Source organism: Pseudomonas sp. Ga0074129 (genome assembly GCA_001465025.1).
Classification (GTDB): Bacteria; Pseudomonadota; Gammaproteobacteria; order Pseudomonadales; family Pseudomonadaceae; genus Aquipseudomonas.
The window spans coordinates 1-24,132 of sequence record LNDO01000079.1 but is presented as its reverse complement, the minus strand read 5'-3'; the positions used below and the strand labels follow the sequence as shown (position 1 = coordinate 24,132).

At 58.3% G+C, this 24,132-nt stretch carries 24 protein-coding genes and 1 pseudogene; 17 read left to right on the top strand and 8 right to left on the bottom strand.

Annotation, left to right across the window (positions count from 1 at the left end):
- Positions 1–12: 12 nt before the first annotated feature.
- Together AUK77_RS10025 and AUK77_RS10020 are read right to left on the bottom strand one after the other, a co-directional pair.
- A complete protein-coding gene (locus AUK77_RS10025) occupies positions 13–483 on the bottom strand; it encodes a YchJ family protein (protein ID WP_296129012.1) in 471 nt (156 codons plus the stop codon).
- A gap of 4 nt (positions 484–487) precedes the next feature.
- Positions 488–985 (bottom strand): DUF6231 family protein, encoded by a 498-nt coding sequence (locus tag AUK77_RS10020; protein ID WP_296129007.1) that lies wholly within the window; start codon positions 983–985, stop codon positions 488–490.
- A 433-nt stretch (positions 986–1,418) separates the two neighbouring features.
- Here AUK77_RS10020 and AUK77_RS10015 point away from each other — a divergent pair.
- The 3 genes and pseudogenes from AUK77_RS10015 to AUK77_RS10005 all read left to right on the top strand — a co-directional run.
- A pseudogene (locus AUK77_RS10015) lies at positions 1,419–1,769 on the top strand (OmpA family protein); the annotation flags it as partial.
- 263 nt (positions 1,770–2,032) lie between these two features.
- Positions 2,033–2,350: a DUF1145 domain-containing protein gene (locus AUK77_RS10010; protein WP_296129005.1), complete on the top strand. Its 318-nt coding sequence runs from the start codon at positions 2,033–2,035 to the stop codon at positions 2,348–2,350.
- A complete protein-coding gene (locus AUK77_RS10005; RefSeq protein WP_296129001.1) occupies positions 2,343–3,104 on the top strand; it encodes a collagen-like protein in 762 nt (253 codons plus the stop codon). The genes AUK77_RS10010 and AUK77_RS10005 overlap by 8 nt, the downstream gene beginning before the upstream one ends.
- 54 nt (positions 3,105–3,158) lie before the next feature.
- Here AUK77_RS10005 and AUK77_RS10000 read toward each other — a convergent pair whose 3' ends face one another.
- Positions 3,159–3,623 (bottom strand): CopD family protein, encoded by a 465-nt coding sequence (locus tag AUK77_RS10000; RefSeq protein WP_296128998.1) that lies wholly within the window; start codon positions 3,621–3,623, stop codon positions 3,159–3,161.
- A 118-nt stretch (positions 3,624–3,741) separates the two neighbouring features.
- Between AUK77_RS10000 and dinG the strand changes: the two genes are divergently transcribed.
- The 3 genes from dinG (at position 3,742) to AUK77_RS09985 (ending at position 9,505) form a co-directional block, all read left to right on the top strand.
- On the top strand, positions 3,742–5,889 hold the full coding sequence (gene dinG / locus AUK77_RS09995) for an ATP-dependent DNA helicase DinG (protein WP_296128994.1): 2,148 nt from the start codon (positions 3,742–3,744) through the stop codon (positions 5,887–5,889).
- A gap of 203 nt (positions 5,890–6,092) precedes the next feature.
- Complete coding sequence (locus AUK77_RS09990; RefSeq protein WP_296129373.1) at positions 6,093–8,258, top strand: beta-agarase; 2,166 nt, start codon at positions 6,093–6,095, stop codon at positions 8,256–8,258.
- A gap of 101 nt (positions 8,259–8,359) precedes the next feature.
- Complete coding sequence (locus AUK77_RS09985) at positions 8,360–9,505, top strand: serine hydrolase domain-containing protein (protein WP_296129370.1); 1,146 nt, start codon at positions 8,360–8,362, stop codon at positions 9,503–9,505.
- A 26-nt stretch (positions 9,506–9,531) separates the two neighbouring features.
- Here AUK77_RS09985 and AUK77_RS09980 read toward each other — a convergent pair whose 3' ends face one another.
- Positions 9,532–9,699 (bottom strand): hypothetical protein, encoded by a 168-nt coding sequence (locus tag AUK77_RS09980; protein WP_296128991.1) that lies wholly within the window; start codon positions 9,697–9,699, stop codon positions 9,532–9,534.
- Between AUK77_RS09980 and AUK77_RS09975 the strand changes: the two genes are divergently transcribed.
- Complete coding sequence (locus AUK77_RS09975) at positions 9,632–10,279, top strand: OmpA family protein (protein ID WP_363079383.1); 648 nt, start codon at positions 9,632–9,634, stop codon at positions 10,277–10,279. The genes AUK77_RS09980 and AUK77_RS09975 overlap by 68 nt on opposite strands.
- Positions 10,280–10,366: 87 nt before the next feature.
- A complete protein-coding gene (gene pdxH / locus AUK77_RS09970; RefSeq protein ID WP_296128983.1) occupies positions 10,367–11,014 on the top strand; it encodes a pyridoxamine 5'-phosphate oxidase in 648 nt (215 codons plus the stop codon).
- A gap of 8 nt (positions 11,015–11,022) precedes the next feature.
- Here pdxH and AUK77_RS09965 read toward each other — a convergent pair whose 3' ends face one another.
- Positions 11,023–11,259, bottom strand: coding sequence for a hypothetical protein (locus tag AUK77_RS09965; protein WP_296128982.1), 237 nt, complete (start codon positions 11,257–11,259; stop codon positions 11,023–11,025).
- Positions 11,260–11,541: 282 nt separating this feature from the next.
- Here AUK77_RS09965 and AUK77_RS09960 point away from each other — a divergent pair, with 282 nt between their 5' ends.
- The 9 genes from AUK77_RS09960 (at position 11,542) to AUK77_RS09920 (ending at position 20,140) form a co-directional block, all read left to right on the top strand.
- Entirely contained in the window at positions 11,542–12,003 is a 462-nt protein-coding gene (locus AUK77_RS09960; protein ID WP_296128979.1) for a glycine zipper domain-containing protein, read from the top strand.
- Positions 12,004–12,318: 315 nt separating this feature from the next.
- On the top strand, positions 12,319–15,111 hold the full coding sequence (locus AUK77_RS09955) for a monovalent cation/H+ antiporter subunit A (RefSeq protein WP_296128977.1): 2,793 nt from the start codon (positions 12,319–12,321) through the stop codon (positions 15,109–15,111).
- A 1-nt stretch (position 15,112) separates the two neighbouring features.
- Positions 15,113–15,442, top strand: a complete 330-nt coding sequence (locus AUK77_RS09950; RefSeq protein ID WP_296128973.1) for a Na+/H+ antiporter subunit C — start codon at positions 15,113–15,115, stop codon at positions 15,440–15,442.
- Complete coding sequence (locus AUK77_RS09945) at positions 15,439–16,944, top strand: monovalent cation/H+ antiporter subunit D (RefSeq protein ID WP_296128970.1); 1,506 nt, start codon at positions 15,439–15,441, stop codon at positions 16,942–16,944. The genes AUK77_RS09950 and AUK77_RS09945 overlap by 4 nt, the downstream gene beginning before the upstream one ends.
- Entirely contained in the window at positions 16,941–17,444 is a 504-nt protein-coding gene (locus tag AUK77_RS09940) for a Na+/H+ antiporter subunit E (RefSeq protein ID WP_296128968.1), read from the top strand. The genes AUK77_RS09945 and AUK77_RS09940 overlap by 4 nt, the downstream gene beginning before the upstream one ends.
- Positions 17,429–17,698 (top strand): K+/H+ antiporter subunit F, encoded by a 270-nt coding sequence (locus AUK77_RS09935; protein ID WP_296128966.1) that lies wholly within the window; start codon positions 17,429–17,431, stop codon positions 17,696–17,698. The genes AUK77_RS09940 and AUK77_RS09935 overlap by 16 nt, the downstream gene beginning before the upstream one ends.
- 10 nt (positions 17,699–17,708) lie before the next feature.
- Positions 17,709–18,041: a Na+/H+ antiporter subunit G gene (locus AUK77_RS09930; RefSeq protein ID WP_296128963.1), complete on the top strand. Its 333-nt coding sequence runs from the start codon at positions 17,709–17,711 to the stop codon at positions 18,039–18,041.
- A 115-nt stretch (positions 18,042–18,156) separates the two neighbouring features.
- Complete coding sequence (locus AUK77_RS09925; RefSeq protein WP_296128960.1) at positions 18,157–19,035, top strand: DMT family transporter; 879 nt, start codon at positions 18,157–18,159, stop codon at positions 19,033–19,035.
- Between the two features lie 10 nt (positions 19,036–19,045).
- Positions 19,046–20,140: a PLP-dependent cysteine synthase family protein gene (locus tag AUK77_RS09920; protein ID WP_296128957.1), complete on the top strand. Its 1,095-nt coding sequence runs from the start codon at positions 19,046–19,048 to the stop codon at positions 20,138–20,140.
- Positions 20,141–20,371: 231 nt separating this feature from the next.
- On the opposite strand, the gene AUK77_RS09915 is transcribed toward AUK77_RS09920, so the two are convergent.
- The 3 genes from AUK77_RS09915 to AUK77_RS09905 all read right to left on the bottom strand — a co-directional run bounded on the left by AUK77_RS09915 (position 20,372) and on the right by AUK77_RS09905 (position 23,892).
- A complete protein-coding gene (locus AUK77_RS09915) occupies positions 20,372–22,000 on the bottom strand; it encodes an NAD(P)/FAD-dependent oxidoreductase (protein ID WP_296128954.1) in 1,629 nt (542 codons plus the stop codon).
- A 125-nt stretch (positions 22,001–22,125) separates the two neighbouring features.
- The gene (gap, locus tag AUK77_RS09910) at positions 22,126–23,124 is read right to left on the bottom strand and encodes a type I glyceraldehyde-3-phosphate dehydrogenase (RefSeq protein ID WP_296128951.1); all 999 of its coding nucleotides are present in this window, start codon (positions 23,122–23,124) and stop codon (positions 22,126–22,128) included.
- Positions 23,125–23,220: 96 nt separating this feature from the next.
- Positions 23,221–23,892, bottom strand: coding sequence for a hypothetical protein (locus tag AUK77_RS09905; RefSeq protein WP_296128948.1), 672 nt, complete (start codon positions 23,890–23,892; stop codon positions 23,221–23,223).
- Between the last annotated feature and the right edge of the window lie 240 nt (positions 23,893–24,132).

Genomic DNA, 24,132 nt, shown 5'->3' with positions numbered 1-24,132 from the left:
CTATTCGCCCGCCTACATGTAGGCGGCGCAACATTTCTTGAATTTCAGGCCGCTGGCGCAGGGGCAGCTGTCGTTGCGGCCGACTTTTAGATCAACAGTTGGATCAATGAAATACCAGTTGCCCCCATGCGCAACAAAGGCCGAGCGCTCACGATGACTGTGTTCATGTTCGCCTTCACGCCAGCGGGCGGTAAAGGTTACGTAGGCATGATTCGGGTCGCCAGGCACCGGCGTACTGTCTTCAACTGTTAAACCAAGCCAGGTGCTACCGAGACTCCAGGCCGATATGGCTTCTAGGTCAAGGAGGCTCTGCTGCGCGGGCAGGGTCGTACGCCGCAAATAGTCGATTAAGCCCAAGGCGTAGGCGCTGTAACGTGAGCGCATCAAGGCTTCCGCAGAGGCTGCGGGCATGCCTTGATGCAACTGACTGCAGCACTGCGCAAGCACTTGACCGCTGCCACAGGGGCATAGGTTGTTGCTCATAGCATTACCACCAATACTTCCCAAAATTCTCCGGGTTGGCCCAGAACTTGGCGTTGAGCCAGTCGGGCACTTGCTTGTAGTCGAGCAGGTCGTAGGTGAACAAATGCAGCACTTGTTCATCACGCTCAAAGCGCTCGCTGGCCTGTAACGCGAGGGCGAAGAAGTCGGTTTCTTGCCAATCGCAAGCGGTTAAGTCGGCCAACACGGCAATTCGGCTGGCATTCAGGTTGCGTATGCCGCCCAACAATTGCAGGCCTGTGCGCTTATCGATGTGCTCCAGGCAGTCAACCACCAGTGCCAGGTCAAACCGTTTTGCGGCCAGTTCATCGGGCAGCGTGCCAGGTTGCGCGTGGGCTAGCTGGCATTCGGGGTGAGCGCTCAGAAATGCATCAATAGCGGGCAATTCGCGATTGCCGATGAGCAAAAGACGCTGCGGGATGTAGCGGGCCAACAATGCGGCCAGGGCTTGCTGTGGTGTACGCGATGAAAGGGTTGCTGACATAAGAAGACCTCGCTGTGGCTGTAAAGACTACCTTGCAACCTCGAGCAGGCCTAGTCGGGCCTGTATTTGCGTATCGCCTGGCATATTTTGTCACACACGTCTTTACTGAATGCTTATCGGTTTTTAAACCGATTTACCAATAGGAGACGGACTTATGAGCATCACCAGGAAAGCGTTACCCCTGATTGTCGCTAGCAGTTTTTTGACCGGTTGCGCCGGCCTGCAAAAAACCGACTGGCCAACCTGCGCTGCAGTCGGCGGGGTTGGTGGTGCGGCACTCGGGGCGATTGAAAGTTCTGCGTGGGCAGGCGGCGGTGCCGTGGCCGGTGCAGGCATGGCCGCCGCGTATTGCTGGGTGCACGGCGCCAGCGAAGAGCAGGTTGTGGTGGTCGAAGAGGTGGTTGAAGAAGTGGTGGTTGTGGCCGAGCCGGTTGAAGCTGTGCGCGTGGAGTTGGATGTTAAGTTCGACTTCGACAAGGCTCAGGTTAAGCCTGAAAGCTATGGCGATATTAAAAACCTGGCTGACTTCCTGACTCAGTACCCGCAAACCACTACCGTGGTTGAAGGCCACACCGACGCCGTAGGCAGCGATGCCTATAACCAAACGTTGTCAGAGCGCCGCGCCAATGCGGTGCGCGATGTTCTGGTTAATCAGTATGGCGTGGGTGCTGATCGCGTGAATGCTGTGGGCTACGGTGAAAGCCGTCCTGTGGCTGACAACGCCAGTGCTGAAGGGCGTGCGGTTAACCGTCGTGTGGAAGCAGAAGTAGAAGCGCGTCCTTGATCGCCTGATCTGACTGCTCTTCTAAAAACCGGCCCCGTTCAGGGGCCGGTTTTTTATTGCCTGCATTTCTTGTGCGCATGCAAAAGCGCGTGGCGATCGTTGTTCTTTTCTTGAGGACAGTTGGATCAAGCCGTGTGTTGGCCTGTTTATCCACATTAGTTGCGATTGCTTTGTGCCGGTGCTGCGGTCTTCTAGCGGCCCTAGAGCAAAGCAGTTAAGGTGCAGCCAAATAAAAAACTGCGGGGGCGTGCATGAAGATTTTTTTGCTGGCGGGCAAGGTACTGACCGCTGTCTTTTGGGGGATCGTTTTGTTCAATCTGCTTCAGCCTTTTGCCAGCCCGTTTGCACTGCTGCTTAACTCAGTCGGTGCTGTTGTGCTGCTGGTGCATGCACTTGAGTTGTGGCTGTTTGATAAAAGGTTGGCGGTTTGCGCCAACCCCCATCTGGCGAGGGTGTTGGTGATGCTGTTTGGCATCTTTCACTTGGCTGCTTTGCCCACAAAGCTCGCTCAAGTCAGTCATGAAAAAGAGAGCAGCGAAGCTGCCCAGGGTGAACAGCATGTGGAGGCTGAAAATGCGTAATTGGATGGTTGCAGTTGCTCTGTTCTCTCCGCTGGCGGTGGCGCAAACGGTCATTGAGGTGCCCACGAACTCGCTGATGCGCCTGCCCAGCAGTGCCAGCGTTCTGGTGCTGGAGCGTTTACACATCGCAGATCATGGCACCTTGTTTATCCCCGCTGGCGTCACCGAGTTGCGCGTAGGCGAGCTTCGCTTGGGGCGTGAAGCGCGGCTCGCGATTGCGCCGGACGAGCGCCCGCTGCGCCTTGAGGCGGTTGCCGCTGCGCTGGCCAGTGGTGTGCAGATCAATGCCCAAGGTGCCTCGGGGAGTGGCGATCAACCGGCAATGCCGGGGCGACATCTGCACTTGCGGTTACATAAGGCCTCTGTCGCGGACTTGCTCATCGATGCCCGTGGCGGCAAGGGCGCACCCGGTCACATGGGATTGGCGGGTGCCGATGGTCAGGCCGGCGGTTGTGCTTGGGGCGAGGCCAGTCGAGGCCATGACGGTTTAGATGGTGGGGATGGTCAAACGGGAGCGCCCGGGGCGCAGGTGCGCCTGGAAGTGCCGCATGACTTTCCTATTGACCAGTTAAAGGTGCGCTTGGAAGGCGGTGATGGTGGTGCTGCGGGTGCGGCTGGCGCCGGTGGCGAAGGTGGAGCGAGTAAAGGCTGTTGGCTTTACAGCACGGCTGGTGCTGGCGACGGCAAGCCCGGTGAGGTTGGGCGCGCCGGTGAGGCAGGGCCTGCCGGTGCGATTAACGTGATTCGCTTCTAGTTGATATCGAAGCCCCATCGCTGCCAGCCTGCAGTGATGGGGCTTCAGTAAGAATCAAAAGCTAGGCCTTGTGCCAGCGATGGCCACCACCAGCAGGCCGATCAGTAGATTGATCCCCACCAGTCGGCGAATCCGCCCCAATACCGCGCCGCCCGTTGGCCAATCTTCAGCCGTCACGGCGCGTTGCAGTTGCGGCAGTTGCAGCACCTGAATGCGCAAAAAAAGCGCCAGCATCACCAGGTACAAGCCCATCATGATGTTGACGTAGCGCGGTGCGCTGTCGAAGCCGCTAAAACGCAGATCCAACATGCCGACACCCGTCACGGGCAGCACCAACACCGCCGCCCATACCCAGAGAAAGAACCTGGGAAACACGGCGGCCCATAGCCTGAGCCGATGAGGTGCATCCAGCGCACTGACAGCAGCAGGCCGCAGAATCATCCAGGCAAAGAACATCCCACCAACCCAGATCAGGGCTGCCAGTAAGTGCAGGCTATAAACAAACGCATACAGGGTCATGCGAAAACTCCAGGGTTGGCAGCACGGCAAGCGGTTCAGCGCCGGATCGATTAGCGCGCTATGATAGCCGCCGACTGCAAACACTGAAAATTTATCCAGCCTTTCTTGCCGACACGCCATGCTCAGTACCGAACTCAAGTCCCAGATCCAGGGCGCCTATTCGCGTTTTCTCGAAGCCAAATCGCTTAAGCCGCGCTATGGCCAGCGCCTGATGATTGCCGAAATTGCCAAAGTGCTGGGTGCCATCAACACCGATGACGAAGGCCGACGCCTGGGCGAACCTGCGGTAGTAGCGGTTGAAGCCGGCACCGGTACGGGGAAAACCGTGGCCTACAGCCTGGCGGCGATCCCCACAGCCAAGGCGGCGGGTAAACGACTGGTGATTGCCACCGCCACCGTGGCCTTGCAAGAGCAGATCGTGCACAAGGATCTGCCGGATCTGATGCGTAACAGCGGGCTCACCTTTAGCTTTGCCCTAGCCAAGGGGCGCGGCCGCTACCTGTGCTTGTCCAAGCTCGACATCCTGCTGCAGGAAGGCCAAGCGCAAAGTGCCACGGCGCAATTGTTCGAGGAGGAAGGTTTTAAAATCGATGTGGATGAGCAGAGTCAGAAGCTGTTCAACACCATGATTGAAAAGTTAGCGGGCAATAAATGGGACGGTGATCGCGACAGCTGGCCCGAAGAGCTGGAAGACGCCCGCTGGTCGCAACTGACCACTGATCACAGCCAATGCACCAACCGGCACTGCCCCAACTTCCAGCAGTGCGCGTTCTACAAGGCACGCGAGGGCATGGGCAAGGTCGATGTGATCGTCACCAACCATGACATGGTCCTGGCTGATCTGGCGTTGGGCGGCGGTGCGGTGCTGCCGGATCCGCGTGACACGCTTTATGTGTTCGACGAAGGCCATCACCTGCCGGACAAGGCCATCGGTCATTTCGCGCACTTCACTCGGTTGCGTTCAACTGCCGACTGGCTGACCCAGATCGACAAAAATCTGACCAAGTTGCTGGCGCAAAACCCGCTGCCCGGCGATCTAGGCCGGTTGATCGAGCAAGTGCCGGAGTTGGCGCGGGAGCTGAAAACCCAGCAGCAATTTATGTTCGCCGCTTGCGAGCAGGTGGCTGACTTCAAGCCGGGCGAAGATATGCAGGGCCGAGAGCGGCCGCGCCATCGTTTTGTCGGTGGTGTGGTGCCAGAGCACTTGACCGAGCTGGGGCTGGAGTTGAAGAAGGGCTTTTCCAAGCTCAATGATCTGTTCACTGGTGTGACTGAGCAGCTCAAAGAGGTCATGGATGGTGAGGGCGCTGTCGGTATCGCTAGTCACCAGGCCGAAGAGTGGTATCCGCTGTTTGGCAGCTTGCTGGCGCGGGCCAAGGGCAACTGGGAGTTGTGGCTGGCGTTTACCGCCGAAGACCCTGAAGACAGCCCGCCCATGGCGCGCTGGTTGACCCTGGCCGAAAGTGGCGCATTGTTCGATATCGAGGTCAATGCCAGCCCGATCCTGGCCGCAGAAACCTTGCGGCGTAACCTGTGGAATGTTGCCTACGGCGCGCTGGTAACCTCAGCAACCCTTACCGCGCTGGGCACTTTTGATCGTTATCGCATGCGCGCCGGGTTGCCGAAAGTCGCTGTGACCGCTGTAGTGCCGAGCCCTTTCCATCACGCCGACGCCGGTGTGCTGCGAGTCCCTAACCTCAACGCTGATCCGCGTGATGCCGTGCAGCACACGGCGGCGATCATTCGTGAATTACCGGGTTTAGTTGAAGGCTCGCGCGGCACCCTGGTGCTGTTCTCCTCGCGTAAGCAAATGCAGGACGTGTTCGAAGGCCTTGAACGCGATTGGCGCAAGCGCGTGTTTATCCAAGGCAACCTGTCCAAACAGGAAACCCTAAACAAGCATAAAGCGCGGGTCGATTCCGGCGAGGAAAGCGTGTTGTTTGGCTTGGCCAGTTTTGCCGAAGGGGTCGATCTACCTGGGGCCTATTGCGAGCATGTGGTGATCGCCAAAATTCCCTTCGCGGTGCCGGATGACCCTGTTGAAGCGGCCTTGGCCGAGTGGATCGAAGCACGCGGCGGCAATCCGTTTATGGAGATTGCCGTGCCGGATGCCTCCTTGCGTCTGGTTCAGGCCTGCGGTCGTTTGCTGCGCACCGAGGCGGATCGCGGCATCATCACCTTGCTTGATCGCCGGGTTGTCACTCAGCGTTATGGCAAGTCGATCCTCAATGCCTTGCCGCCGTTTCGGCGAGAAATCAGTGACTAGGACGTTGCCGCAGGTCAGTGGGCCAGCACGTCATGGCACTGCGCTGGAAATCGTCAGAATGTCACGGGCAAAATCTACAGGTCGTACCGCAAAACCGTATTTTTAAAGAGGCAACATATGCCTCCCTCAGTTCTCTTTAGTGCCGTGAGTCAAGGAGTAAGCAGGTGAAGGTCAAGCGCAGGCTGCAAACAGTGTTTCTTAAGTTGGCCTTTTTAGGTTATTGCGGCGCAGCGTTTTCGGCAGAGTCCCTTGAATTGTTCAACTTTGTCAGGCCGCTTGATGCCGTAAAGGTCACTACGCAGAACGCAGAACTTCCCAGCGTAAAAGGCGAGCCCACGCAGCAAGGTGAAGTGTTGCGCCGTGTGACGTTTCATCCCAGTGAAAACCCCGGGCTGACGCTAACGCCGCAAAGCGCTGCCTGGGACTGGTCTCAACAAAAAATGGTCAAACTGCGCATTCAAAACGCCATGGACTGGGCATTGACCCTGGATGTGTCGATTGAAAGCGTTGACGGCCAGCGTTTGACTACGCGCATTGCATTGCCCGCAGGTCCTGTGCAAACCGTACTGATTCCCCTGCAGGCAACTTCGCCCCGCGACCAAGGGATGCGCGCAGGCGTGCCAATGCCTTGGGTTGATAAAGGGCAGCGCATGTTGCTCGCCGATACGGTCAGTGGTGCGCTAGACCTGAGCCAGGTTAAGTCGCTGGCGGTGACCATGCCCCAGCCCAAAGCCGTGCAGCATCTGCTAATCAGCCAGTTCGGGGTCACCGCTGAGTCAGTGACGGACGCTGCCTATGCCGCAATTGTTGACCGTTATGGCCAGTTCACGCGTGCCGATTGGCCGGGCAAAATTAAAAAGGATGAACAACTGCAGCAATCGGCAATCGCCGAACGTAAGCAACTGCAGGCTTGGCTTGCAGAGCGCCCCGCACAAGACAAATTCGGCGGTTGGACCGGTGGAGCATCGTTCACTGCAAGCGGCTTCTTCCGCACAGAAAAACGTGGTGAGCGCTGGTTTCTGGTGACACCCGAGGGCAACCCTTTCTACTCGCTGGGTGTTAACGCGGTCACCGCGCAACAGAGTGCGACCTATGTGGCTGAGCGTGAGGCGATGTTCAGCGAGTTGCCGAAGGCCGGCGATCCACTGGCGGCTTACTTTGGCACCGCCGATAGCCGCAGCTCTACCGGTGCTAACCAAGGGCGGGCCTTTGCCAATGGGCTTTGGTTTGACTTCTATCAGGCTAATTTGCAGCGCACAGACGCGCAGCAAAATCCTGCCGCCTGGCGCGCTCGTAGCGTCGAGCGCCTGCAAGCCTGGGGCTTTAATACCCTGGGTAATTGGAGCGAGGTAGATTTTGGTGGCGACGCAGCCATGCCTTTCAGCATTCCGCTGTCGATTCATGGTGACTACGCGACCATCAGCACCGGGGTTGACTGGTGGGGCGCGATGCCTGATCCGTTTGATCCGCGTTTTGCGATGGCAACAGAGCGCGCGGTAGCTATCGCCTCACGTGATCACCGCGAAAACCCCTGGTTGCTCGGGTATTTTGCGGATAACGAATTGGCATGGTCGGGCGCTGTTGATGACCCTCGTGGTCGGTATGCGCTGGCCTATGCCACATTGCGTCTGACAACGGATGTGCCCGCTAAACGCGCCTTTTTGAAGCAATTGCGCGACAAGTATCGTAATCATTCAGGGCTGTCGCGGGCGTGGGGCATAGAACTGCCGGCGTGGGAATTAATGGAAGATCCCGGCTTCGATGCGCCCTTGCCGAATGCCGAGCACCCGGCCATTGAGCGTGATATGCAGGCGTTTTTGCGTCTCTACGCCGACACGTATTTCAAAACCATTGCCGACTCGCTCGAATGGCACGCACCTAACCACATGCTGTTGGGCGGGCGTTTTGCAAGCAGCATCCCCGAAGCCGTTGAGGCCTGTGCGCAGTTTTGTGATGTGTTGAGTTTCAACTTTTACACCCGCGAGCCACAGCATGGTTTTGATTTCGCCACCTTGCGCCCGTTAGACAAACCCCTGATGGTCACCGAGTTTCATTTTGGCTCGCGTGATCGCGGTCCCTTCTGGGGAGGCGTTGCCGAAGTTCACAAAGAACAAGAACGTGGCCCAGCCTATGCGCACTTTCTCAGCAGAGCGCTTGATGAGCCGCAGATAGTCGGTGCGCACTGGTTTCAGTATCTCGATCAGCCCGTTACCGGGCGTCTACTGGATGGTGAAAATGGTCACCTGGGCCTTGTCGCGATTACCGATCGGCCTTGGGATGATTTTGTTAAGCGTGTGCGACAAGCCAATTTGGATGCAGCCGCAATGATCCTCAAACTGCAGCCAGCAGAGGCAAATCCGGCACCCTGACGAGCAATTACCAATCGAGCGTAAGGTGAACGTGCCCGTGCGCGGTGAAACAATGGTTTAACTTTTGACCCAGTATTGAGATCGGTGGGGTAAACAGCGTGGTGCAAATTCAGGGCTATTTTGACCTCAAGTTTGAGGCGTTGAGGGATGCATTTGCGGCCCTGTTCGACGACCCGCAAGAGCGCGGTATGGCACTGTGTGTGCAGATTGGCGGGGAAACCGTGGTCGACTTATGGGCGGGGGTTGCCGATAAAGAGGGTCAGCACGCCTGGCACAGTGACACCATCCTCAACCTGTTCTCCTGCACCAAAACCTTTACTGCCGTTACCGTCCTGCAGTTGGTGGGTGAGGGCAAGTTGGAGTTGGATGCCCCTGTCGCACGCTACTGGCCGGAATTCGCGGCAAACGGCAAAGAAAAAATCACCTTGCGCCACCTGCTCAGCCACCAGGCGGGCTTGCCCGCTTTGCGCCAAATGCTGCCCGCCGAAGCGCTGTATGACTGGCCCACCATGACCCGAGCGCTGGCTGCCGAGCAGCCCTGGTGGGCCTTGGGCGAGGGGCATGGTTATGCGCCTATTACTTATGGCTGGTTGGTGGGTGAAGTGCTGCGCCGGGTTGAAGGGCGAGGGCCGGGTGAATCCATTGTCGCGCGTACCGCTACGCCGCTTGGGCTGGATTTTCATGTGGGCCTGGCCGATGAAGACTTCGAGCGCGTGGCCATCATCTCTCGCGGCAAAGGCAACTTCGGTGATGCCGCTGCCCAGCGCCTGCTGAAAACCATGATGAGCGAACCCGCTGCGATGAGCACTCGTGCATTCACCAATCCGCCATCGATCATGACCAGCACCAATAAGCCTGAATGGCGACGCATGCAGCAGCCGGCCGCCAATGGTCACGGCAATGCCCGCAGCCTGGCCGGTTTTTACACGGGATTACTTGATGGTCGGTTGCTAGAAAGCGAATTGCTCAACGAGTTGACCCGTGAGCATGCTGTGGGTGAAGACAAAACCCTGCTGACCCGCACACGTTTTGGCTTGGGCTGCATGCTGGACCAGCCCGATGTGGCCAACGCCACCTATGGCATAGGCCCGCGTGCGTTTGGTCATCCGGGTGCAGGCGGGTCGATTGGCTTTGCCGACCCGGAGCGCGACGTGGCGTTTGGTTTTGTTACTAATAACCTGGGACCGTTCGTCTTGATGGACCCGCGTGCGCAAAAACTTGCGCGTTTGCTGGCTGATTGTTTGTAGCAGGCTCGGCTAAACTGCCGGTCAAATCAGGCCTGCGCTGAAACAACGCAGGTCGCTAACGGCTTTTTGCTAATCATGTGTGGATTCCCGATGCCTTTTAACAAAACCCTTGCCATCGCTTTGTGTGTGTTGATCAGCGGTTGCAGCGCGTTTGAGAAAACAGAAAAGCCAGCGCCCAAAAAAGTAGTTGCCATGCCTGCGCCTGCTGTCACTCAGGCTTGGCTAGATGTATACGAGCCGAAAGTGCGTGAAGCCATCAAAGGCACGCACTTCGAATTTGAACGTCGTGAAAATCTGTTGGTGGTTACGGCCCCGGTGCAAGGGTCATTTAACCCAGACCGCCCGCACATGATGCTGCCCAGCACCCTGTCGCCACTTAGCCGCATGGCCAAGCTGCTGGAGAAGGACGAAACCATCGGCGTGCTGATCCTCGGTCATGCCGACAGCAGTGGTGAGTTGAAGGCTAATCAAGAGTTGAGCCATCAACGCGCCCGCGCGTTCACCTCAATTTTCCGTTTGAGTGGCCTTAAGCAAAACCGGCTGATGGTCAAAGGGCTGGGCTCCGACATGCCGCGCGCGGCCAACGACAGTCAGCAGGGGCGTGCGCTTAATCGCCGCGTGGAAATCCTCTTAACGTCAAAAGACACCCTCAACGCCCTGATCGCCAAGTACAGCAAGCCAGCACCGGCCACAGCTGTGGCTGCGGTAAAACCGGTTACTGACAAAAATGCCAAAGCCGTGGCCAAAGCGGATAAGCCGGCAAAAGGTCAGTAATTTCACGCAGCGGTTTTTTGCCGCAGATCAAGCCAAGCACGGCGCTCGCGGGTAAGCTGGGTCACTTCTGATTGAGAGGATCCGTCAATGACCCAAACCCTGGCTGACATGCGCCGTGACTACACCCGTGATGGCCTGAGCGAAGCGCAAGCCCCGCAAGCCCCATTTGCGCTGTTTGAGCAATGGTTTGCCGATGCGGTAAAAACCGAGCAATTGCCGGTTGAGCCTAATGCCATGACCCTGGCCACGGTGGACGCGCAAGGCCGGCCGCATTGCCGGGTGTTGCTGCTCAAGGGCCTGGATGCTCGCGGCTTCACGTTCTTTAGTAACTACGACAGCGCTAAAGGCCAGCATTTGGCCGCTAATCCTTTTGCCGCCATGACCTTTTTCTGGCCCAGCCTGGAGCGTCAGGTGCGTATTGAGGGGCGAGTGGAGCGCGTCACCGCCGCTGAATGTGATGCTTATTTTCAAGTGCGGCCACTGGGCAGCCGACTGGGCGCGTGGGCGTCACCCCAGAGCCAGGTGATTGCTGATCGCACTGAGTTGGAGAGTCTGCTGGCCGAAACCGAACAGCGCTTCCTAGACCGTGCACCGCATTGCCCGCCGCACTGGGGCGGTTATCGTTTATTGCCGGAGCGCATTGAGTTCTGGCAGGGGCGCTCCAGTCGTCTGCACGATCGCCTCAACTATCGCCTGCAAGACGGTGCCTGGGTGCGTGAACGTCTGGCGCCTTGATGCTTCGGTTACTGGCCGTTGTAGTGTTCAGCGGCCTGTTGCAGCCAGATGTGCAGCGCCTTGCGCTTGATGCCTGTCGATTGCGCTTCCTGCAGGCGTTGCAGCATGTACTCACGTTTGGCGGGCGAGTCACCCGCCAGTGATAAGGCCAGATCCCGGTCCATCCAGCGTTTGATTCGCACATAAAGCCACCCGTGAAAATACAGCCCGGCCACCGTGGTAATAGCGACAATAAAGTAATCCATAGCATCCTCATGCAAGTGCCTGACGATCTCTGCAGGCCTGAACGCATTTAAACGGCCTATGAGCCACATGGCCACTGACCTGCAACAAGTAAACTTCAGCTTTGTTGGCTGGTCTGATCTTGAGTCGGTTGGTTTAACGCATTAACCCTGCTCGATGTATACGTTTATAGGTCTTGTTCGTTTGTGCCTGTAAGCCTAATGCAAGGGTTTTGCTCTATAGTTGCCGCTGACAGTTCGACCTCTCAGGCGTCGTAGAAGGCCTGTTCAATTGGAGAAAAGATAATGCGTAAATTGATTGCTCTGGCCGCCTCGTGCGCTGCACTGGTTCTGCTCAGTGGTTGTGCCTCCAACCTCACCGGCGATAGCTATTCGCGTGACGAAGCCCGCGCGGTGCAAACTGTTCGTATGGGTACCATCGAATCGCTGCGTCCGGTCAAAATTGAAGGCACTAAAACCCCGATTGGTGCCGGTGCTGGCGCTGTAATTGGCGGTGTGGCTGGCAGTGGCGTTGGTGGTGGTCGTGGCAGCGCAGTCGCAGCCGTTGTTGGTGCTGTGGCCGGTGGTTTGCTGGGCGCGATGACCGAAGAGGGGCTGACCCGCGCCCAGGGCGTTGAAATTACCGTGCGTGAAGATGACGGCAGCCTGCGTGCTTATGTGCAAGAAGTTGAGGAAAACCAGATTTTCCGCGTTGGCGAGCGTGTACGCATCCTGACCGTGAATGGCACCAGCCGCGTTTCCCGCTGAGTGACCCTAAAACCAGATCAGTGCAGGCTGGTCCGGTTTTTTATTGCCTTGCGTTTCAGTAACTGACGAATTATCAGTGGGTTGCACAACTCGGCTGGCGCTCAGAGGCGGAGTGTTTGGAAATAATTCTATCCATGACGGCTGGGCGATAGTTATGGATAATCGCTCGCGTTGGGGTGGGATACCCTCTATCCCTGATGCAGGGTGCTGTCAGGTCGGATGGGGTCACGGTTAGCGCCGTGGATTGCCGCAATGAGCTGGTTCTAAATTCAGCTGGCCAGTCTTAATGGTCTGGTTCGAGAAAAGGGGTTTTGTATGACGCTTGCGCTGATTATCGCGTTGCCATTTTTAGGCATGTTTTTACCGCTGTTTGCCGAACGCTTGGGGCGTTCCGCATGCGCGACGGCGGCAGCAATTGCCCCTCTTGTCGGCCTGGTTTTGTTGCTTTCACAACAGTCGGCTGTGTTCGCGGGTGAGTTACTCAAGGTCAAGTTGGAGTGGTTGCCTGCAATTGGGTTGAACCTCAGCCTGCGTCTTGATGGTTTGGGCTTTTTGTTTGCCCTGCTGATTTTAGGTATCGGCCTGCTGGTTATCCTGTATGCCCGTTATTACCTGTCCAAATCTGAGCCCATGGGGCGTTTTTACGCGTTTTTGCTGCTGTTCATGGGCGCGATGCTCGGTGTGGTGCTTTCAGAAAATCTGCTGCTGATGCTGATGTTCTGGGAGTTGACCAGCCTCTCTTCATTTTTGCTGATCGGCTTCTGGGGATCACGCTCGGATGCACGCAAAGGCGCGCGCATGGCCCTGGCTGTCACCGGTGGTGGTGGTTTGGCGTTGTTTGCCGGCATTTTGCTGATTGGTCATATCGTCGGCAGTTATGAGCTGACGCAGGTGTTGGCGGCTGGCGATATCATCCGCGCCCATGCGCTTTACCCACTGGCGCTGATTTTGGTGCTGCTGGGGGTGTTTACCAAATCAGCACAGTTCCCGTTCCATTTCTGGCTGCCACACGCCATGGCTGCGCCCACGCCGGTGTCGGCTTACTTGCATTCGGCGACCATGGTCAAGGCGGGTGTTTTCCTATTGGCGCGTTTGTATCCGGCGCTGGCAGGCTCAGAGTGGTGGTTCTACATCGTCAGCATCACCGGCCTGGTGACTTTGCTGGTGGGTGCTGGCATGGCGCTGTTTCAGCATGACCTCAAAGGCTTGCTGGCCTATTCGACCATCAGCCATCTGGGGCTGATTACCTTGTTGTTTGGTTTGGATACGCGCCTGGCGGCGGTGGCGGCGGTGTTTCACATCATCAACCACGCCACTTTTAAAGCGTCGCTGTTTATGGCGGCCGGCATCATCGATCACGAAACCGGCAGTCGCGATATGCGGCGTATTAACGGCATGTGGAAGTACATGCCGCACACGGCCGTGCTCGCGATGGTCGCCGCTTCGGCGATGGCCGGTGTGCCGCTGCTTAACGGCTTCCTCAGCAAAGAGATGTTCTTTACCGAAACGCTCAACCAGCATCTGCTGGGCAGTTTCAATTGGGTGATACCGGCTGCGGCCACCCTGGCCGGCGTGTTCTCGGTGGCCTACTCGCTGCGCTTTATCCATGACGTATTTTTCAACGGCGAGCCCGTCGATTTACCTAAATACCCACCTCATGAGCCCCTGCGCTACATGAAGGTGCCGGTCGAGATTCTGGTGTTCCTCTGCCTGCTAGTGGGCGTGGTGCCGGCTTACACGGTAGCTCCGTTGCTGGCTGCAGCAGCAGCTGCCACTTTGGGCGGCGATGTGCCGAGTTACAGCCTGTCGATCTGGCATGGTTTTAACTTACCGCTGCTGATGAGCGTCATCGCCCTGTTTGGCGGCATTCTTCTCTATGTGTTCCGTCAGCCCATGTTTCGCTGGTACGCCGGATTACCCAGTGTCGATGCCAAGCTGATTTTCGACCGTGGCGTGGTGATTGTGGTCAGCGCCTGTGCCGCCCTGACGCGTTGGCTGGAGAATGCCTCGTTGCAGCGTTACCTGGCATTAATGCTCGGTGCCGCACTGATTGTGGTCACACATGGTTTGAGTGCGCTGCCGCAAATCAGCGGTCCGCTGCCATTAACGGCGATCGAGGGTATGACGACCTTGGGTTTGGCCATTATGGCCTTGGCGGCTCTGATCACCGTCGTGTTTCATCGCCAGCGGTTGGTTTCGCTATTGATGCTAAGTGTGGTGGGGCTGATGGTGGTGCTGGCATTCGCACGTTATTCAGCGCCTGATCTGGCGTTGACTCAGCTGTCGGTTGAGGTGGTCACCATCATCCTGCTGATGCTGGCGTTGTTCTTTTTACCGGCACACACCCGTGCGGAGTCCAGCAGTCTGCGTGGCCTGCGTGATTTCTTGCTCGCCGGCGGCACTGGCCTGATGGTGGCCATGTTGGTCTTTGCGGTATTGACCCGACCCTATGACAGTATTTCGACCTTCTTCCTTGAAAACAGCGTTTCAGGGGGCGGCGGTAAAAACGTGGTCAACGTTATCCTGGTGGATTTCCGCGGTTTTGACACCATGGGCGAAGTGACGGTCTTGGCCATTGCTGCCGCCGGTATCTTTGCCTTGCTGAACGGGCTACGCCTGTCTCAGCCGAACGTGGATGCGGCTGGCCGCTCGTGGGCGCGTGATCGTCATCCGCTGATCCTCGCCACGCTGTCGCGCATCCTGCTGCCGATGGCACTGCTGGTGTCGGTGTTTATCTTCCTGCGTGGCCATAACCTACCAGGCGGTGGTTTTATTGCCGGGTTGGTGACGGCCGTAGCCTTGATTTTGCAATACGTAGCCAGTGGTGTTCAGTGGACGCAGTCGCGGCTGCCGCTCAACTACCAGGCGATTGCGGGCTTGGGTGTGGTGGTGGCGGGCCTCACCGGGGTGGGCAGTTGGTTGTTTGATCGACCGTTCCTCACATCCGCGTTTGGTTACTTCGATATTCCGCTGATCGGTGAAATCGAGTTGGCCACGGCCATGCTGTTTGATTTGGGCGTTTACCTCACCGTAGTCGGCGCGACCCTGCTGATTCTCGCCAACCTGGGCAAACTGACCCAGGAAAAAGCTGAACAAGAGGTGCTCTGAGATGGAAGCCATTTTTGCTCTTACCCTGGGCATTCTTACGGCCAGTGGTGTTTATCTGTTGCTGCGGGCAAGGACCTTTCCGGTGGTGCTGGGTCTGACCTTGATCTCCTATGCCGTCAATTTGTTTTTGTTTGCCATGGGCCGCTTACAAAGCGGCGTGGTAACGGTCATCGGCAAGGGTGATGGTTATGCCGACCCGCTGCCGCAGGCGTTGGTGTTAACGGCCATTGTGATTGGTTTTGCCATGACCGCCTTTGTCGTCGTGCTGGCGCTGCGCAGCGTGGGTGAAACACAAACAGATCACGTTGACGGTCAGGAGCCTAATCCATGAACCACGCGTTAATCCTGCCCGTTCTGCTGCCGATGTTTGCCGGCAGCCTGCTGTTACTCGGTGCGAGTCTGAGTCCCAGTTTGAAGCGACGCATCTCAATGCTGTCCACGTTGCTGCTGGTGCCGCTCAGTGGCTACTTGGTTTGGTTGGCCAATCAGGATGTGCTTTACACCTACGCGGTCGGTAACTGGGTCGCCCCGTTCGGCATTATTTTGATGCTGGATCGCCTGAGTGCCTTGTTGCTCGTCGTGACGGCGGTGCTTGCCAGCTTTGCCGTGTTGTATGCGATTCGGGGCGACGATGAGCGCGGCAAGAGTTTCCACGCGTTGTTCCAGTTCCAACTGATGGGCATTAACGGTGCCTTCCTCACCGGGGACTTGTTCAACCTGTTCGTGTTCTTTGAGATTCTGCTTATCGCCTCGTACTCACTGCTGCTGCATGGCGGTGGCGTGGATCGCGTCAGGGCGGGCTTGCATTACGTCGTGTTGAACCTGGTGGGCTCCTCGTTCTTCCTGCTCGCCGTTGGGGTGCTGTATGGCATCACCGGCACCCTGAATATGGCCGATATGGCGATTCGTGTGGCGGCAGCCGGCCCGGAAGATGCGGCGCTTTTGGGCGCTGCCGGGATGTTGTTACTGGTGGTGTTTGGTCTTAAAGCAGCGTTTCTGCCGCTGTATTTCTGGCTGCCCAAGGCCTATGCCTCGGCCTCCGCACCGGTTGCGGCGCTGTTTGCGATCATGACCAAGGTTGGGCTTTATTCGATCATTCGCGTCTACACCCTGATTTTTGGCGACGAGGCCGGCAGCCTGGCCAACATGGCCAATGACTGGCTCTGGCCCCTTGCGCTTCTGACCCTCGCACTGGGGGTTATAGGCGCCTTGGCAGCCGTTAGCTTGCAAGGTCTGTTGGCTTATATGGTGGTGGTGTCGGTCGGTACCTTGCTTGCGGGTATCGCCATTGGCACTGAACAAGCCCTGGCAGCGGCGCTGTTTTATCTGGTGCATAGCACCTGGGTTGCCGGAGGACTGTTCCTGCTGGCCGACCTGATCGCCCGTCAACGTGGTGATAAGCAAGGTCTATTGGTGCAGGGTCCGGCATTGCAGAATCCGCACGTGCTGGGCGGTTTATTCTTCTTCGGCGCCATTGCGCTGGCCGGTTTGCCGCCTCTTTCCGGGTTCTTAGGCAAACTTCTGTTGCTTCGGTCGGTGGAGCCTGGAGTGCAGGCGGTGTTGCTATGGTCGGTGGTGCTTGGCGGCGGCTTGCTAACCCTGGTGGCGCTGAGTCGTGCAGGCAGTACGCTGTTTTGGCGTGTTGGGCTGAGTCAGTTGGGCAGTGCCGAACTTGACCACGGCCGGCTTTTTGCCTGCGCTGGCTTGCTTGTGCTTAGCCTGGCATTGATGGTCGGTGCTGCGCCGCTGCTCAGTTACGTTGAGGCAACGGCCAGCCAGCTCCATGACTTGGCTTTGTATCGTCAGATCATTGAATCGGGAGCTGCGCAATGAGAGCACGCCGCTGGTTACCCCATCCGCTGCTCAGCGTGAGTTTGATGCTGGTGTGGCTGTTATTGATTAACGATTTCAGCATCGGGCACTGGATCTTGGGGGCCTTCCTGGGTTGGACGATTCCGCTGCTCACTCAGCTGTTCTGGATCAACCCACCGCGGGTCTATAAGCCCATCAAGTTGTGCTTGTTTCTGCTGCGCATTTTGCTCGATATCGTCACCGCCAACCTGCAGGTGGCCAAGCTGATCCTGGGTTCGACTGCCAAGCTGCGGCCTGCGTTTGTAGAAATCCCCATGCTGCTGGAGGATGAATTGGCGCTGACCATGTTGGCGAGCATCATTTCGTTAACCCCCGGCACCGTCTCTGCTGATCTCAGCGATGACCGCAAGACCCTGCTGGTACACAGCCTGGATGTGGCGGATACCGAGGCCCTGGTTGTGGAAATCAAACAGCGTTACGAAGCGCCCCTGTTGGAGGTATTCACATGCTCGCCTACGTAATTCCCGTATGCCTGGTGATCATTGGTCTGGCGCTGGTATTGACCATGGCTCGCCTGGTCATTGGGCCGGATCTGCCGGATCGCATCCTGGCGCTCGATACGCTGTATATCAACGCAATTGCATTGCTGGTGTTGTTTGGCATTTGGTTGAATTCAACGCTTTATTTCGAAGCTGCCTTGTTGATTGCGATTATGGGCTTCATCGGCACAGTGGCAGTGACGAAATACCTGCTGCGCGGCGATATCATCGAGTGAGGATTATCTGATGGCATTTTGGATCGAAGCGCTGGTGGCGTTGTTCCTGCTACTGGGGAGTCTGTTTGCACTGGTAGGTGCAATCGGCCTCTACCGCCTGCCGGATTTTTTCATGCGCCTGCATGGCCCAACCAAAGCCACGACGCTGGGTGTGGGCGGTATGGTGCTGGCCTCGATGCTGTATTTCAGCACGCAAGGTAATGGCCTGAGCCTGCATGAACTGCTGATTACCCTGTTCCTGTTTATCACCGCGCCAGTTAGCGCGCACATGCTGGCCAAGGCCGCGCTGCAGCAAAAGCTGCGCATCAGCGAGCAGACTCGCGGCAAGCCCTGGGATCAGTAAACGCACACAGTTCGCTTGGCTGACTGTACCTGTCAGCCACCTGATCGGCCCTTTACACTGCAGCCTTTGATCAGGAGGCCGTATGCAGGGGCAAGGGCAGGGAAGAGCGGTGGCGATGACCTGCCTGGTCGTCGCCATGGCGTTATGGGGCAGTTCCTTTATTGCGTTGAAAGTGGCCTTTGCCGAATTGCCGGCGATGTGGGTGATCTTTGGCCGCATGGCTTTGGGCAGCCTGGTATTTTTGCTGGCCTGGCGCTGGCGCGGCAAGATGCATTACCGCGCCGGCGACTGGAAGTACCTGCTGGGCCTGGCGGCCTGTGAACCCTGTCTGTACTTCCTCTTTGAAGCCTTGGCCCTGCAATACACCAGCGCCGCTCAGGCGGGCATGGTCACGGCGTTGTTACCGCTGCTGGTGGCCGTGGGCGCGTATGTCTTCCTGCGCGAGCAGGTTAGCCGCACCACCTGGGCGGGATTCCTCATCGCTATGGCGGGTGCAGTCTGGCTGAGTCTGGCCGGCAGTGCCGATGAGCATGCCAGTAACCCGGTGCTGGGCAACTTCTATGAGTTGCTCGCCATGCTCTGCGCCATGGGCTACACCTTGATCCTCAAGCACCTGTCGGCGCGTTATTCGCCATTTCTGCTGACGGCCATGGTGGCCTTTGTCGGCAGCGTGTTTTTCTTCCCGCTGGCGTTTTTCAGTGCGCCGATACCAAGCAGCGTCAGCCCCTTGGCGTTGGGTGCAGTCGTCTACCTCGGTATTGTGGTAACGGTGGGTGCTTATGGCCTCTACAATTTTGGTGTCAGCCGTTTGCCCGCCAGTCAGGCCTCAGGCTTTACCAATCTGATTCCCGTATTCACCTTGCTGTTTGCCATTGTGCTGCTCGGTGAGCGGCTGAATTTTATGCAGATGTTGGCGGCGGCCGTGGTGTTCGCCGGGGTGTTGTTGAGCCAATGGCGAGGACCGCGCCCGCTGCCCGCCGGTGTTATGGATTGAGGGATAAATGATGACTGACCCACGCACCTGGGCACGCGAAGCGATCCGCATGATCGAGGCCGACTTTCAGCGCAGCGCCGACACCCATTTATTACCACTGGCGTTGCCGGGTTTACCGGGCGTTGAGTTGTACTTCAAGGATGAGTCCAGCCATCCCACCGGCAGTCTCAAGCACCGGTTGGCGCGCTCGCTGTTTCTCTATGCACTGTGTAACGGCTGGCTGAAGCCGGGTGCGCCGGTGATCGAAGCCTCAAGCGGTTCTACGGCGATTTCCGAAGCCTACTTCGCCCGCTTGTTGGGCTTGCCGTTTATTGCGGTCATGCCGGCCAGCACCTCGAAGGAGAAGATCGCGCAGATCGCCTTTTACGGCGGGCAAAGCCACTTGGTGGATGACCCGACGCAGATTTACGCTGAATCCGAACGCCTGGCCCGTGAAACGGGTGGGCATTTTATGGACCAGTTCACTTACGCCGAGCGTGCCACCGACTGGCGCGCCAACAACAACATCGCCGAATCGATTTTCCAGCAGTTGCGCAGTGAACGCTTCCCCGAGCCGAGCTGGCTGGTCTCCAGCCCCGGCACAGGCGGTACTGTGGCGACGTTGGGGCGTTATGTGCGCTATCGCCGGCACAGTACGCGGGTGTTGTGTGCCGACGCAGAGCGCTCGGTGTTCTTTGATTATTACCGCACCGGTGATGCCCGCTTGAGCCTAAACCACGGCTCGCGCATCGAAGGCATCGGCCGCCCACGCGTCGAGGCGTCGTTTCTGCCGTCGGTGATTGATGCCATGTGCAAAGTACCGGATGCCTTATCGCTGGCGGCCATGCACTACCTGGCGCAGCGCTTAGGGCGCAAAGTGGGTGGCTCCAGCGGCACCAACCTGATTGGCGCGTTGCTGGTGGCAAAGCGCATGGTCGCGGCGGGGGAGTCCGGTTCCGTGGTGACGATTCTCTGCGACGGCGGCGAACGCTATGCCGATACCTACTACAACCCTGCCTGGCTCAGTGCTCAGGGTTTCGAGCTGACTGAGCTCATCGCAGCCGTGGCCGACTGCGCCGAGCGCGGTATCCCTTTGCCAATCGATCTGCCCAGCGCAGGGCTTTAGCGCAATAAGGTTGCGCGGCTTTGTGAGAGGCGCTTCAGCGGCGAGCAGTTGCCAGCCCATTCGCGGCTAAAGCCCCTCCTACAAGGTTGGAGTGACTGAATCACCGTAGCCCGGATGCAATCCGGGAAATCCAGCGCCTGCCAAACCCGTCCCGGATTCCATCCGGGCTACGAGCTGCGCGGTTTCGTGGGAGGCGCTTTAGCGGCGATCAAGTTTGGCATCAGCGGCGGATCAAGCCTCTGCAATCCCCAGCATGTCGCGAATCAGCGCTTCGGCCACGCGAATGCCATCCACCCCGGCGGAGAGAATGCCGCCGGCGTAACCCGCGCCTTCGCCAGCCGGATACAAACCGCGCACGTTGAGGCTCTGCATGTCCGCGCCACGGGTGATGCGCAGCGGCGAGGAGGTGCGGGTTTCGATGCCAGTCAGCACCGCGTCATGCATATCAAACCCTTTAATTTGCTTACCGAAGGCCGGCAGCGCTTCACGGATGGCCTCGATGGCAAAATCCGGCAGCGCTAAAGCCAGGTCGCCCAGCTTAATGCCGGGTTTGTAGGACGGCTCGACACTGCCCAGCGCACTCGACGGTTTGCCGGCGATAAAGTCGCCGACCAATTGCCCCGGCGCTTCGTAGGTGCTGCCACCGAGCAAATAAGCCTGCGACTCCAAGCGCTCCTGCAACTCCACACCGGCCAGCGGGCCACCGGGATAATCCTGCTCCGGGGTGATGCCGACCACGATGCCCGCGTTGGCATTACGCTCGTTACGCGAGTACTGGCTCATGCCGTTGGTTACCACACGGTTCGGCTCGGAAGTCGCCGCGACCACCGTACCGCCTGGGCACATGCAGAAGCTGTAGACCGAGCGGCCGTTTTTGGCGTGGTGCACCAGTTTGTAATCGGCGGCGCCGAGCTTGGGGTGACCGGCGTATTTGCCCAAGCGGGCGCGGTCGATCAAGCCCTGCGGGTGTTCGATCCGAAAACCCACGGAGAAGGGCTTGGCTTCCATAAACACGTCACGCTGATGCAGCATGCGGAAGGTGTCTCGCGAGCTGTGGCCCAGGGCCAGAATCACCTGACGACTGAGGATCTGCTCGCCGCTGTCGAGCACCACGCCCTTGAGTTGACCACCCAGCCGGTCGCCCTCAATCAGCACATCACTGACGCGCTGCTGAAAACGCACTTCGCCGCCCAGTGCCTTGATTTCTTCACGCATGGTGGCGACCACGCCGGTGAGGCGGAAGGTGCCGATATGCGGCTTGCTGACGTAGAGAATCTCATCCGGTGCACCGGCTTTGACGAACTCCTGCAGCACTTTGCGCCCGTAATGTTTGGGGTCTTTGATCTGGCTGTAGAGCTTGCCGTCGGAGAAGGTGCCTGCGCCGCCTTCACCAAACTGCACGTTGGACTCCGGGTTGAGCACATTCTTGCGCCACAGGCCCCAGGTGTCTTTGGTGCGTTGGCGCACTTCGGTGCCGCGCTCCAGCACAATCGGCTTGAGCCCCGCTTGCGCCAGAATCAGCGCGGCGAAAATCCCGCACGGACCAAAGCCCACCACCAGCGGCCGCTCGGCTAGATCGTCCGGCGCATGGCCAACAGGCTTATAGGCGGTGTCAGGGGCGATGCTGATATGCCGGTCATCCGCCAGGCGCTGCAGCACAACGGCTTCATCGCTCAGTTGGCAATCGATTGTGTAGATGAAATGCAGTTCGGTGGATTTTTTACGCGCGTCGTAGCTGCGCTTGAACAGGGTGAAGTCGAGCAACTCGCTGTCGGCAATGCCCAGACGCTGGACAATGGCCGGGCGCAGGGCGTCTTCGGTGTGATCGAGCGGCAGCTTGAGTTCGGTGATGCGTAGCATGGTGCGGTCCACATTCAGGGCCGGAGGCAACCCGGCAGCTTTGTAAAAGGCGGCGATTATACGCGCGAATAAGCGTCGCTCGCTTGTGTGGCGCGATTGCCGGTGACCGCGCGCTGGCGATGCTGTTAATGCTTAACCCAGGCCAGCAGCACATCCAGCATACGGTTGGCGAAGGCCCACTCGTTGTCGTACCAAGCGAGCACCTTGACCAATTCGCCCTGCACGCGGGTGTGGTTGAGATCCGCCACGCACGACACCGGGTAGCCGTTGAAGTCGCTGGAGACCAGCGGCAGTTCGTTGCACTCCATCACCCCCGGCGGCATCTGCTGCGCGCCGTGCACCAGCGCCGCATTGATCGCCTCACGGCTGGCGGGCCGTTCGCAGGTAAAGCTCAGGTCAACCAGCGACACATTCGGCGTCGGCACACGAATCGACAGCCCATCTAAGCGACCGGCCAACTCTGGCATCACCAAGCCAATGGCCTTGGCCGCGCCGGTGCTGGTTGGAATCATCGACAAGGCCGCTGCGCGGGCGCGGTAAAGGTCGCTGTGGGTTTTATCCAGCAGGTTCTGGTCATTGGTATAAGAGTGGATGGTGTTGACCAAGCCCTGGCGAATGCCCACGGCCTCATGCAGCACCTTGACCAGCGGTGCCAGGCAATTGGTGGTGCAAGAGGCGTTGGAGACAATCTGTTGCGTGCCTAGCAGGTGATGGTTGACGCCATACACCACGGTTAAATCGGCACTGTCGAGTGGGTGCGAGAGCAGTACGCGCGGAGCGCCAGCGGCCAGATGCTGCTCGACCTGGGGGCGCTTTTTCATCTTGCCCGAACATTCCAGCACCGCATCAAGCCCGAGCGTATGCCACGGCAGGTTGCTGACCTCCGCTTCACGCAGCAGTTGAATGGGCTGGCCGTTGACCCGCAACTCGTTGCCGTGTAGTTCAATCTGACCGGGAAAGCGACCGAAGGTGGAGTCGAAACGTGTGAGGTGGGCGAGGGTGCTTTGCTCACCCAGGTCGTTGATTGCAACAAGCTGGATCTGCTGGTCAAGGTTGCGCTCATACAAGGCGCGCACCAGGCAGCGACCGATCCGTCCATAGCCGTTAATGGCAATACGCAGCATAGTGATCTTCCTTTGGCTGACTTCCCTTTCAGCTTAGGTCAATCACCCCGCGCTGGGCTGATCTATCTCAGTCATCGGCGCGATGGCACAGGTGTCTCAGTCGTTGCGTGCGCCACCCAAGTAAGCGCAGCCACGCAGGACTTCACCGTTAAGGCGCAATTCGGCGCTCATATGCTGCACCGCGCCACTCATGCCATCCACACAGCGTTGTTTGGCCACCCATAATTCGAGACGTTGACCGTTGGCTTCGCTGCTCAGGCTCAAGCGGCCTTCCGGCAATTGCTCTTCCAAGTAGGGCAGGGCCTGCGGCTCCAATCCCGGACGATTGAGGATCAAACCCTCACGACTGACCGCGACGCTCCAGTCCGGCTCATGGCCACTGGCGCGCAATACTGTGCGGACGAAGTTGATGTCGTTGCAACCGTGACCTTCTGCTTGCACGCGGTAGACCTGGCTGGGCAGAAATTGCCCGTCGACACCCGTTTGTGCGCTGGCTTGCAACTGCCCGCGCATGTCCACATACAGCGCGCTGTGGCCGTCACTCATCAGTGCGGCTGCATCACGGCTTAAACCCAGTGCGTCGGTATCTTTCAGCACAAACTGACGCTGTTCCTGGCAGGGGCGAAAGCGCAATTGCCCGGCATTCAGGCTCAGTTCACCTTGTAGGCGCGTATCGGCCGCTACGGGTGACGCAGGCTGCTCAGTAAACACTTGGCAACTGGCAAGCAAGGGCAGTAACGCGAAAGAAACATAACGGCTAACAGGCATGATCAGGCTCCGCAAAAAGGGGCACGTTACCTCAAGTGTGTGGCTCAAGTCTCAGCCCTCGGGTTGGCCTCGCTTGGCCCACCAGGCCGCCACTGCCTCGGCTGGGCACCCGTTTCCGGCAAATGCTACGCCCTTAAAACGCTAGGGAAACTCTGAAGAAGACTTCCAGATTTTGGCAAAATACCCGGATTCCACCCGCTGAGTTTCCCCATGAAGCAGATGACCTTCGCTGACGCCGAG

Coding starts and splice junctions, on each gene's coding strand:
- AUK77_RS10025 (WP_296129012.1), bottom strand. CDS start 483: ATGAGCAACAACCTATGCCCCTGTGGCAGCGGTCAAGTGCTTGCGCAG.
- AUK77_RS10020 (WP_296129007.1), bottom strand. CDS start 985: ATGTCAGCAACCCTTTCATCGCGTACACCACAGCAAGCCCTGGCCGCA.
- AUK77_RS10005 (WP_296129001.1), top strand. CDS start 2,343: ATGCGTAATTGGATGGTTGCAGTTGCTCTGTTCTCTCCGCTGGCGGTG.
- AUK77_RS10000 (WP_296128998.1), bottom strand. CDS start 3,623: ATGACCCTGTATGCGTTTGTTTATAGCCTGCACTTACTGGCAGCCCTG.
- dinG (WP_296128994.1), top strand. CDS start 3,742: ATGCTCAGTACCGAACTCAAGTCCCAGATCCAGGGCGCCTATTCGCGT.
- AUK77_RS09980 (WP_296128991.1), bottom strand. CDS start 9,699: ATGGCAACTACTTTTTTGGGCGCTGGCTTTTCTGTTTTCTCAAACGCG.
- pdxH (WP_296128983.1), top strand. CDS start 10,367: ATGACCCAAACCCTGGCTGACATGCGCCGTGACTACACCCGTGATGGC.
- AUK77_RS09965 (WP_296128982.1), bottom strand. CDS start 11,259: ATGGATTACTTTATTGTCGCTATTACCACGGTGGCCGGGCTGTATTTT.
- AUK77_RS09960 (WP_296128979.1), top strand. CDS start 11,542: ATGCGTAAATTGATTGCTCTGGCCGCCTCGTGCGCTGCACTGGTTCTG.
- AUK77_RS09955 (WP_296128977.1), top strand. CDS start 12,319: ATGACGCTTGCGCTGATTATCGCGTTGCCATTTTTAGGCATGTTTTTA.
- AUK77_RS09950 (WP_296128973.1), top strand. CDS start 15,113: ATGGAAGCCATTTTTGCTCTTACCCTGGGCATTCTTACGGCCAGTGGT.
- AUK77_RS09945 (WP_296128970.1), top strand. CDS start 15,439: ATGAACCACGCGTTAATCCTGCCCGTTCTGCTGCCGATGTTTGCCGGC.
- AUK77_RS09940 (WP_296128968.1), top strand. CDS start 16,941: ATGAGAGCACGCCGCTGGTTACCCCATCCGCTGCTCAGCGTGAGTTTG.
- AUK77_RS09935 (WP_296128966.1), top strand. CDS start 17,429: ATGCTCGCCTACGTAATTCCCGTATGCCTGGTGATCATTGGTCTGGCG.
- AUK77_RS09930 (WP_296128963.1), top strand. CDS start 17,709: ATGGCATTTTGGATCGAAGCGCTGGTGGCGTTGTTCCTGCTACTGGGG.
- AUK77_RS09925 (WP_296128960.1), top strand. CDS start 18,157: ATGACCTGCCTGGTCGTCGCCATGGCGTTATGGGGCAGTTCCTTTATT.
- AUK77_RS09920 (WP_296128957.1), top strand. CDS start 19,046: ATGACTGACCCACGCACCTGGGCACGCGAAGCGATCCGCATGATCGAG.
- AUK77_RS09915 (WP_296128954.1), bottom strand. CDS start 22,000: ATGCTACGCATCACCGAACTCAAGCTGCCGCTCGATCACACCGAAGAC.
- gap (WP_296128951.1), bottom strand. CDS start 23,124: ATGCTGCGTATTGCCATTAACGGCTATGGACGGATCGGTCGCTGCCTG.
- AUK77_RS09905 (WP_296128948.1), bottom strand. CDS start 23,892: ATGCCTGTTAGCCGTTATGTTTCTTTCGCGTTACTGCCCTTGCTTGCC.